Annotated in this window: 6 protein-coding genes; 3 read left to right on the top strand and 3 right to left on the bottom strand. The window is 59.4% G+C overall.

Annotation, left to right across the window (positions count from 1 at the left end; genetic code table 11):
* Window positions 1-172 precede the first annotated feature (172 nt).
* A complete protein-coding gene (topA, locus tag ACJ8HB_RS09585) occupies window positions 173-2,770 on the bottom strand; it encodes a type I DNA topoisomerase (protein ID WP_047567162.1) in 2,598 nt (865 codons plus the stop codon).
* 427 nt (window positions 2,771-3,197) lie between these two features.
* On the opposite strand from topA, the gene ACJ8HB_RS09580 reads away from it, so the two are divergent.
* The gene (locus ACJ8HB_RS09580; RefSeq protein ID WP_033634749.1) at window positions 3,198-3,449 is read left to right on the top strand and encodes a YciN family protein; all 252 of its coding nucleotides are present in this window, start codon (window positions 3,198-3,200) and stop codon (window positions 3,447-3,449) included.
* A 51-nt stretch (window positions 3,450-3,500) separates the two neighbouring features.
* Here ACJ8HB_RS09580 and sohB read toward each other — a convergent pair whose 3' ends face one another.
* Window positions 3,501-4,547 carry a protease SohB gene (gene sohB, locus ACJ8HB_RS09575; protein ID WP_033634750.1) on the bottom strand — a complete coding sequence of 349 codons (1,047 nt, stop codon included), beginning with the start codon at window positions 4,545-4,547 and terminating at the stop codon, window positions 3,501-3,503.
* Window positions 4,548-4,906: 359 nt separating this feature from the next.
* Between sohB and ACJ8HB_RS09570 the strand changes: the two genes are divergently transcribed.
* Together ACJ8HB_RS09570 and cobO are read left to right on the top strand one after the other, a co-directional pair.
* Window positions 4,907-5,668 (top strand): YciK family oxidoreductase, encoded by a 762-nt coding sequence (locus tag ACJ8HB_RS09570; RefSeq protein WP_047567160.1) that lies wholly within the window; start codon window positions 4,907-4,909, stop codon window positions 5,666-5,668.
* 11 nt (window positions 5,669-5,679) lie between these two features.
* A complete protein-coding gene (cobO, locus tag ACJ8HB_RS09565; protein WP_047567159.1) occupies window positions 5,680-6,270 on the top strand; it encodes a cob(I)yrinic acid a,c-diamide adenosyltransferase in 591 nt (196 codons plus the stop codon).
* 37 nt (window positions 6,271-6,307) lie between these two features.
* On the opposite strand, the gene rluB is transcribed toward cobO, so the two are convergent.
* Window positions 6,308-7,213 carry a 23S rRNA pseudouridine(2605) synthase RluB gene (gene rluB, locus ACJ8HB_RS09560; RefSeq protein WP_033634753.1) on the bottom strand — a complete coding sequence of 302 codons (906 nt, stop codon included), beginning with the start codon at window positions 7,211-7,213 and terminating at the stop codon, window positions 6,308-6,310.
* Window positions 7,214-7,315: the final 102 nt, after the last annotated feature.

Here is a 7,315-nt window from a genome sequence, read left to right as displayed (position 1 = left end):
TGGTGATTTCCTTCTTACTTGTGGTGAGTAAGCTGGAATATTCCGGCATGGGTTTCCTTCAGGCTAGAGCCTCACAGGTTCAATCACCACCTCCTTAGGAGGTGGTTTAAGGCTTACAATAAAAAACCAGCCGCCAGGGCTGGTTTTTCATCTTGCGGGCGGGACATTGGCCTTACTTCTTACCTTCGACCCACTTGCCGTCCACGTAGAACGCGGACCAACCGGTCGCCTTGCCGTCTTTTTCAGAAGAGACGTACTGCTGTTTGGTTTTGCGGCTGAAACGCACCAGCGTTTTATTGCCTTCGGCGTCCGCCACCGGCGCATCGGCCAGATAGCGCAGCTTCTCCGGCAGGCGATCCTTGAAGCGAGCCAGCTCTTCCACCAGCGGCGCTCGGGTCTCGCGCGATTTAGGGAAGGTGTTGGCCGCCAGGAACACGCCGGCAGCGCCGTCACGCAGCACGAAATAGGCGTCGGACTTCTCGCACGGCAGCTCCGGCAACGGCACCGGATCTTCCTTCGGCGGCGCGACGTCGCCGTTACGCAGGATCTTGCGGGTGTTTTTGCAGTTCTCGTTGGTGCAGCCCATGTACTTGCCGAAACGCCCCATTTTCAGGTGCATTTCCGAGCCGCACTTGTCGCACTCCACCACCGGGCCGTCGTAGCCTTTCAGACGGAACTCGCCCTCTTCGATCTCGTAACCGTCGCACGCCGGGTTGTTACCGCAGACATGCAGCTTGCGCTGGTTGTCGATCAGATAGCTGTCCATCGCCGTACCGCATTTCTTGCAGCGGCGGCGGGCGCGCAGCGCGTTGGTTTCCGCCTCGTCGCCTTCGAGGATGTTGAGCACTTCCGCTTCCGGCACCAGGTTGATGGTGGTTTTGCAGCGCTCCTTCGGCGGCAGCGCGTAGCCGGAACAGCCGAGGAACACGCCGGTGCTGGCAGTACGGATGCCCATCTTGCGGCCGCAGGTCGGGCAGTCGATGCTGGTCATCACCATCTGGTTAGGCCGCATGCCGCCTTCTTCCGGATCCTTCTCCGCCGTTTCCAGCTGTTCGCTGAAGTCGACGAAGAACTCGTCCAGCACCGCTTTCCACTCGGCCTGGTTGTTGGCGACCTCATCGAGACCATCTTCCATGCGCGCGGTGAAGTCATAGTTCATCAGCTCGCGGAAGTTTTCTTCCAGGCGATCGGTGACGATCTCGCCCATTTTCTCGGCATAGAAGCGGCGGCTTTCCACCCGCACATAACCGCGATCCTGAATGGTCGAGATGATGGAGGCGTAGGTGGACGGGCGGCCGATGCCGCGTTTTTCCAGCTCTTTCACCAGCGAGGCTTCGCTGTAGCGCGCCGGCGGCTTGGTGAAGTGCTGGCTTGGGATCAGTTTCTGCAGATCCAGTTCGCTGCCGATTTCGACGTATGGCAGGGTGCGATCTTCATCGCCCTTGCGCAGCGCCGGCATCACCTTGGTCCAGCCGTCAAAGCGCAGCGTACGGCCCTTGGCGCGCAGCTGATAATCACCGGCTTTCACCGTCAGCGTGGTGGAATCGTATTGCGCCGGCGTCATCTGGCAGGCAACGAACTGGCGCCAGATCAGCTGATACAGCTTCTGCGCGTCCGCTTCCATGTCTTTCAACTGTTCGGCGAGCACGTTCACGTCCGAAGGACGGATCGCTTCGTGCGCTTCCTGCGAATTCTCTTTGCTACTGTAGTGATTCGGCGCCTTCGGCAGGTATTTGTCGCCGAAGTTGTCGCCGATGTAGCCACGCACCATGTTGAGCGCATCCTGGCTCAGGTTGGTGGAATCGGTACGCATATAGGTGATGTGGCCGGCTTCATACAGCCGTTGCGCCATCATCATGGTTTTTTTCACGCCGAAGCTCAGGCGGGTACTGGCGGCCTGTTGCAGCGTGGAGGTAATGAAAGGCGCGCCCGGTTTGCTGCTGGTCGGTTTGTCTTCGCGATCGAGCACCGTGTAGCGGGCTTTTTCCAACAGCTTGACCGCGGCGTGAGTCTGCTCGCGGTTGACCGGTTTGAACGGCTTGTCGTGCGCGTGGGTCACTTCCATCTGCAGCGCGGTTTCACCCTTCGCCAGCAGATCGGCATGCAGCTCCCAGTACTCTTCCGGCACGAAGGCCTTGATGTCGCGCTCGCGCTCAACCACCAGGCGCACCGCCACCGACTGCACGCGGCCGGCGGACAGGCCGCGGGCGATTTTCTTCCACAGCAGCGGCGAGACCATATAGCCCACCACGCGGTCCATGAACCGGCGCGCCTGCTGCGCGTTGACGCGGTCAATGTTCAGCTCGCCCGGCTGTTTGAACGCCTGCTGGATCGCGTTTTTGGTGATTTCGTTAAACACCACGCGGCTAAAGCGTTTGTCATCCCCACCGATCACTTCCCGCAGGTGCCAAGCGATGGCTTCCCCTTCGCGGTCAAGGTCGGTTGCGAGATAAATGTGGTCGGCGTTTTCCGCCAGCGATTTTAACTCGGCGACCACTTTTTCTTTACCCGGCAGGATTTCATAATGCGCTTTCCAGCCGTGGTAAGGGTCGACGCCCATGCGATTTACCAGCGCCGCCTTCTCATCTTTTTTAACTTTTTTCTTGGCTTTGTCTTCGGTTGAGTCAGCGCTCTTTTTGCTGGCTGAGCCACTGGTCGGCAAATCACGGATATGACCGACGCTGGACTTCACCACGTAGTCACTTCCTAAATATTTATTAATAGTTTTGGCTTTTGCCGGGGACTCAACTATTACGAGAGCTTTACCCATATTTACCTTTACCTAATTTATTTCTTCTAAAAAGAAGTCTTTTATCTCGCCGTGCCGCGGCAATTCGTGTCTCTTTTTTTATATTGCGGCAGTCTGGCAAGAGATCAACAGATTTTTTCCTTTTGGTTGCCCAACCGCTCAACCTGAACGCAAGTTGTTGATCCTGCCTGCTATTCACCCATGCCCCAGAAGTATGGCTGTGTGAGTTTTATTCATGGCGTAAACAAAACCTTCCACCCGACGCCGCAAAATCCCACACTGTACCTGATAAAAAGCGTCACGCAACCTAATTAGCACGGAAAGACCGATTTCGCCAACCGGCGGCCGCCCATGGCCATCCAGACGGCAAATAAACCTTAGTCGGTTTGCGGATAAAAGCGAACCGGCGTTAGAATATGCGCAGAGTTTTTAGTTTGGAGTCTAATAAATGCGCACGAATACTGCCCCTATCGGCCGCGAGGCCCTGCTGGCGGAAGCAAATAACATCATCCGCCAACACGAAGATTATCTGCACGGCATGATCGCCACCGACGTTGAACAAAAAAACGGCGTTTTAGTTTTCCGCGGCGAATACTTTTTGGATGCCGACGGATTGCCCACCGCCAAAACCACCGCGGTATTTAATATGTTTAAACATTTGGCCCATCTGCTTTCGGAAAAATACCACCTGGTCGATTGAGAAAAGAAAACGGGGGCGCCCGGCCCCCGCTGATTCACGCTATCGCCGCCGTTACAGCAATGGCTTTTCCCCACGCTGCCACCAGCGCAACAACAAGCGATCGACGCTTTCCGCCGCGCTGCCGGTAAAGCGATCCATCAGGCGTTTGCGGCGCGAATAGCGCACGGCGATCACTTCGTGGTTATCCAGCTCGGCGATCAGCAAGTCATCGCTGGTGCCGATAGCGTCAATCAGGCCCTTCTCTTTCGCCTGTGAACCGAACCAGTGCTCACCGGTGGCGACGCTGTCGATGTCGAGCGACGGGCGCTGCTCATGCACAAAGCGCTTGAACAGCTCGTGGGTTTCGTTCAGATCTTCACGGAACTTTTCGCGCCCCTGCTCGGTGTTTTCACCGAACAGCGTCAGCGTGCGTTTGAACTGCCCGGCGGTGTGCAACTCCACGTCGATGTCGTTCTTCTTCAGCAGGCGGTGGAAGTTCGGGATCTGCGCCACCACGCCGATCGAGCCGATGATGGCGAACGGCGCCGCCACGATGCGATCCGCGACGCAGGCCATCATGTAGCCGCCGCTGGCCGCCACTTTATCCACCGCCACCGTCAGGCGAATGCCGCCTTTACGCAGGCGCTCCAGCTGCGAGGCCGCCAGGCCGTAGCCGTGCACCACTCCGCCAGGGCTTTCCAGCCGCAGCAGGACTTCATCCTGCGCCGACGCCACCGCCAACACCGCCGAGATCTCTTCGCGCAGCGAGGTCACCTCGTGCGCGTCCATGCTGCCCTTGAAATCCAGCACATACAGGCACGGCTTGGCCACCTCGACCGCGCCGGACTTGGCGCGCTGCTTTTTCAGCTTGTCGTCGGCCTTGGTCTGTTTCTTGAACTGTTTCAGCCAAACCTTTTGCTCGGCGGCATCCATGCGCGCCAGGCGCATGTCACGCTGCATCTCGCGATACTGTTCACCGAGATCGGTCAGCTGCAGCTCCCCTTTCTGGCGGCTCTTGCGTTGCCCCAGACTGACAGCCAGTATGGCCAACGCGGCGATGGCGAGCACCACCGTGGCAACCTTGGCCAGAAACAGGCCATAAACAGATATAAACTCCACAGATTCCGCCTTTATTTACAGGTTGTTAGTATGATTCTTCCCATTTTAGCCAACCGCAGCGGCTGCTGTCGCGGCTAAATGAAAATTCATTGCGCACGGAGCATCACTATGGGGACGATTTGCGGCCGAACCAAGCCGTCGCCGCCGCGCTTTTGTTACAAAAGAATGCCATTTCAGCCTGCTACGCATTGAAAATGCCGGCGGATTAAGGCATATAACACCCATTATTCATCAATATGATGAGACGCATTCGCTGCGCGGCCCGTAGACGGTCGAGCCTTCGCTCCCGCCCCGGCCGCGCGTTTCACTCTTGCTCCCCGATATCTGCGGGAGAACGGCCCCCCAGGCGAGGATTTATCGTGCATTACCAACCCAAACAAGATCTGCTCGAACAACGTATCATTCTGGTCACCGGCGCCGGCGACGGCATCGGCCGCGAAGCGGCGCTGACCTACGCGCGCTTCGGTGCCCAGTTGGTGCTACTGGGGCGCACCGAAAGCAAGCTGCTGGCGGTACAACAAGAGATCGCGGCCCAGGGCGGCGCCCCGGCGTTGGTGGTGACGCTGGACTTGCTGCACGCCACGCCGGAGCAATGCCGGCAGATAGCCGACGATCTGGCGCGCCAGATCCCCCGCCTTGACGGCGTGCTGCACAACGCCGGCCTGCTCGGCGACATCGCGCCGATGGCCGACCTGTCGATGACCATGTGGCAAGAGGTGATGCAGGTTAACGTCAACGCCACCTTTATGCTGACTCAGGCGCTGCTGCCGCTGCTGCTGAAATCCCACGCGGGTTCGCTGGTGTTCACCAGTTCCAGCGTCGGGCGCACCGGCCGCGCAGACTGGGGCGCCTATGCGGTGTCGAAGTTCGCCACCGAGGGCATGATGCAGGTGTTGGCCGACGAGTATAAAAACCGCAATTTGCGGGTGAACTGCATCAATCCGGGCGGCACCCGCACCAAAATGCGCGCATCTGCCTTCCCGCACGAAGACAAGAACAAGCTGAAAACCCCGGCCGATATCATGCCGCTGTATCTGTATCTGATGGGCGAAGACAGCCGCCGCAAAACCGGCATGAGCTTCGACGCCCAACCGAACCGTAAACCCGGCGCGGCCGAATAAGGAGCGTTTTCATGGCGGAAGATCGTCATCAACAGCGCCAGCAGCGCCTGAAAGAACAGGTCGATGCGCGCATCGCCGCGGCGCAGGACACGCGCGGCCTGCTGCTGGTGTTTACCGGCAACGGCAAGGGTAAGACCACCGCCGCCTTCGGCACCGTCACCCGGGCGGTCGGCCACGGCATGCGCGCCGGGGTGATCCAGTTCATCAAGGGCGAATGGCCCAATGGCGAAAAGAATCTGCTGCAGCAACACGGCGTTGAATTTCAGGTGATGGCCACCGGCTTCACCTGGGAGACGCAGAACAAAGCCGGCGATACCGCCGCCTGCCAGGCGGTGTGGCAACACGGCAAACGCATGCTGGCCGACAGCAACCTGGATCTGGTGCTGCTGGACGAAGTGACCTACATGCTGACCTACGGTTATCTGGAACTGGAAGAGCTGAAGGCCGCGTTGCTGGAGCGCCCTGCGCACCAAACGGTGATCCTGACCGGGCGCGGTTGCCATCGCGATCTGCTGGAACTGGCGGATACGGTCACGGAGATGCGGCCGGTGAAGCACGCGTTTGATGCGGGCGTGAAGGCGCAACAGGGGATCGATTGGTAACAAAAGTTCTGGCCCCGAACGGGGCCAGAATGAGAGATTAGCTGCGTTTGCTCGGCTTGCCCGGTTTACCCGGCTTGCTGCCTGGCGCACTGCGGCGGCCGCTGCCGGCCACCTGCGAATGGCGCTTGACCGCGCGGCGGATCTGGTTGGCCTTCACGCGGCGGCGCTCACGCTCCACCGGCATCTTGCTGACCGTTTCCGGCTTCAATTCCACCAGCTCGCGCAGGTAGTTGATCGCCGGCAGATCCAACTCGGCCCAGCCGCCGCGCGGCAGGCCTTTCGGCAGATCGATGTCGCCATAGCGCACGCGGATCAGGCGGCTAACCTGCACGCCCACCGCTTCCCACAGGCGACGCACTTCACGGTTGCGGCCTTCGGTCAGGGTCACGTTGTACCACTGGTTGAGGCCTTCACCGCCCTGGAAGCTGATGGTGCGGAAGGCGGCCGGGCCGTCTTCCAGCTGCACGCCCTTGCTCAGCTGCTTCACTTTCGCATCGTCGACCTGGCCGAACACGCGTACCGCGTACTCGCGTTCCACTTCACGGCTCGGGTGCATCAGACGGTTGGCCAGCTCGCCATCGGTGGTGAACAGCAGCAGACCGGAGGTATTGACGTCCAGGCGCCCTACCGCCACCCAGCGCGAACCGCGCAGCTTAGGCAGACGATCGAACACCGTCGGGCGGCCTTCAGGATCGCTGCGGGTACACAGCTCGCCTTCCGGTTTGTAGTAAGCCAGCACTCGGCAGACCACGTCTTCAGACTCTTTGATCGACAGGACATGACCGTCCAGGCGAATTTTCATCGCCGGCGTCACTTCAACGCGATCGCCCAGCTTGGCGACCTTGCCGTCGACGCTGACGCGCCCGGCTTCAATCATGGTTTCGATTTCACGACGCGAGCCATGCCCGGCGCGCGCTAAAACTTTCTGTAACTTTTCGCTCATTGAGCAACCTCTAATGTCGCCTTCACAGGCGTCGGGGGGATAACCGCCGCGGCCAACCGCCACAACGGTAACAATACATTTATCAGGATCGAACCGCGCATT

It is taken from the genome of Serratia sp. CY27727, assembly GCF_052169275.1.
GTDB classification, from domain to species: domain Bacteria; phylum Pseudomonadota; class Gammaproteobacteria; order Enterobacterales; family Enterobacteriaceae; genus Serratia; species Serratia sarumanii.
This window is presented reverse-complemented; position numbering and strand designations above follow the sequence as displayed.